This is a genomic window from Palleronia pelagia (assembly GCF_900110115.1).
Lineage (GTDB): Bacteria > Pseudomonadota > Alphaproteobacteria > Rhodobacterales > Rhodobacteraceae > Palleronia > Palleronia pelagia.
The window spans coordinates 300,001-302,180 of the sequence record NZ_FOCM01000006.1 but is presented as its reverse complement, the minus strand read 5'-3'; the positions used below and the strand labels follow the sequence as shown (position 1 = coordinate 302,180).

1 tRNA gene and 2 rRNA genes (1 of these 3 running past the window's edge) are annotated in these 2,180 nt (G+C 54.9%); all 3 read right to left on the bottom strand.

Annotation, left to right across the window (positions count from 1 at the left end):
* Nucleotides 1-178: 178 nt before the first annotated feature.
* Nucleotides 179-255, bottom strand: a tRNA-Met gene (locus tag BMX96_RS14435).
* Between the two features lie 59 nt (nucleotides 256-314).
* Nucleotides 315-429: ribosomal RNA gene (rrf, locus tag BMX96_RS14430) — 5S ribosomal RNA — on the bottom strand.
* A gap of 100 nt (nucleotides 430-529) precedes the next feature.
* A 23S ribosomal RNA gene (locus BMX96_RS14425) occupies nucleotides 530-2,180 on the bottom strand (it continues 1,183 nt past the right edge of the window).

Here is a 2,180-nt window from a genome sequence, read left to right as displayed (position 1 = left end):
AAACTCTGAACAGGGCTAACCTATAAGCGCGGACTCCAAGGAGAGCAGGTCATCGTCTCGTGGGACGCGGAGGCGGTCCTCCACATGCTGGGAATCCGTGGCAAGCTGTTGGGATTGTTAAGCTTGGCGGACAGCAAAAACGCCGCTGCCCTTTCGGGAGCGGCGTCTTCGCTAAAGTTGGTTGCGGGAGTAGGATTTGAACCTACGACCTTCAGGTTATGAGCCTGACGAGCTACCGGACTGCTCCATCCCGCGGCAATTTTCGTATCGTTTTGTCATCGTTTTGAGAGATATTTTTGAGCGAGGCTTATTAGGTTTGGCGGCGACCTACTCTCCCACGTCTTGAGACGCAGTACCATTGGCGCAACGGCACTTAACTGCCGAGTTCGGAATGGGATCGGGTGTTTTGCTCGTGCTGTGACCACCAAACCGAATAAACCTCGCGGATACATCAGTTTTCCAAGTCAAGTTCACGTGGTGTATGCTTTTGGTCCGAGTGTGACATGGTCTTGCATGTCTACTACTGGATCAAATCAAGCCTATCGGACAATTAGTACCGGTCAACTGAACGCATTGCTGCGCTTACATCTCCGGCCTATCGACGTGGTGGTCTACCACGGTCCTCAGGGATACCTTGTTTCGAGGGGGGCTTCCCGCTTAGATGCTTTCAGCGGTTATCCTTTCCGATCATAGCTACCCAGCACTGCCATTGGCATGACAACTGGTCCACCAGTGGATCGTTCACCCCGGTCCTCTCGTACTAGGGGCAACTCCTCTCAAGTATCCTACACCCACGGCAGATAGGGACCGAACTGTCTCACGACGTTCTAAACCCAGCTCACGTACCTCTTTAAACGGCGAACAGCCGTACCCTTGGGACCTGCTCCAGCCCCAGGATGAGATGAGCCGACATCGAGGTGCCAAACGGTGCCGTCGATATGGACTCTTGGGCACCATCAGCCTGTTATCCCCGGCGTACCTTTTATCCGTTGAGCGATGGCCCTTCCACGCGGGACCACCGGATCACTATGGCCGTCTTTCGACTCTGCTCGACTTGTCAGTCTCGCAGTCAGGCTGGCTTCTGCCATTGCACTCAACGAGCGATTTCCGACCGCTCTGAGCCAACCTTCGCACGCCTCCGTTACTGTTTGGGAGGCGACCGCCCCAGTCAAACTACCCGCCACACAGGGTCCCGGATCCGGATGACGGACCGCGGTTAGACATCAAGCAAAGCAAGGGTGGTATCTCAAGGATGGCTCCACCGCGACTGGCGTCACGGTTTCAAAGCCTACCACCTATCCTGCACATGCTTGGCCTGATGCCAGTGTGAAGCTGTAGTAAAGGTGCACGGGGTCTTTCCGTCTAACCGCGGGAAGCCTGCATCTTGACAGGCAATTCAATTTCGCTGAGTCGATGTTGGAGACAGCGGGGAAGTCGTTACGCCATTCGTGCAGGTCGGAACTTACCCGACAAGGAATTTCGCTACCTTAGGACCGTTATAGTTACGGCCGCCGTTTACCGGGGCTTCAATTCAAGGCTTGCACCTCTCCTTTTAACCTTCCGGCACCGGGCAGGCGTCAGACCCTATACGTCGTCTTGCGACTTCGCAGAGCCCTGTGTTTTTAGTAAACAGTCGCCACCCCCTGGTTTGTGCCCCCAGCCACTAGTTGCCTAGAAACCGGGCCTCCTTCTCGCGAACTTACGGAGGTATTTTGCCGAGTTCCTTCAACATCGTTCTCTCAAGCGCCTTGGTATTCTCTACCAGTCCACCTGTGTCGGTTTAGGGTACGATCTAACGATGGAGCTATTTCCAGGAACTGCTCAGCGGCCCCTCCAATCCGATAAGGAGGAACAACCCTTGCAATCCGTCACTTCCATCTGGCCCAGGAATATTAACCTGGTTCCCATCGACTACGCCTTTCGGCCTCGCCTTAGGGGTCGGCTTACCCTGCTCAGATTAGCTTTAAGCAGGAACCCTTGGACTTTCGGCGACAGGGTCTCTCACCCTGTTTGTCGCTACTCATGTCATCATTCTCGCTAGTGATCTCTCCACGGGATCGCTCACGCGCCCGCTTCATCGAAAGCCTCTCTCCTCCAATGATCCCGTCGGGATCGAAGGAGGAATGAGACTATGTCACACTACGCTCCGCTACCACTGCTATGCAGTCCTAAGCTTCGGC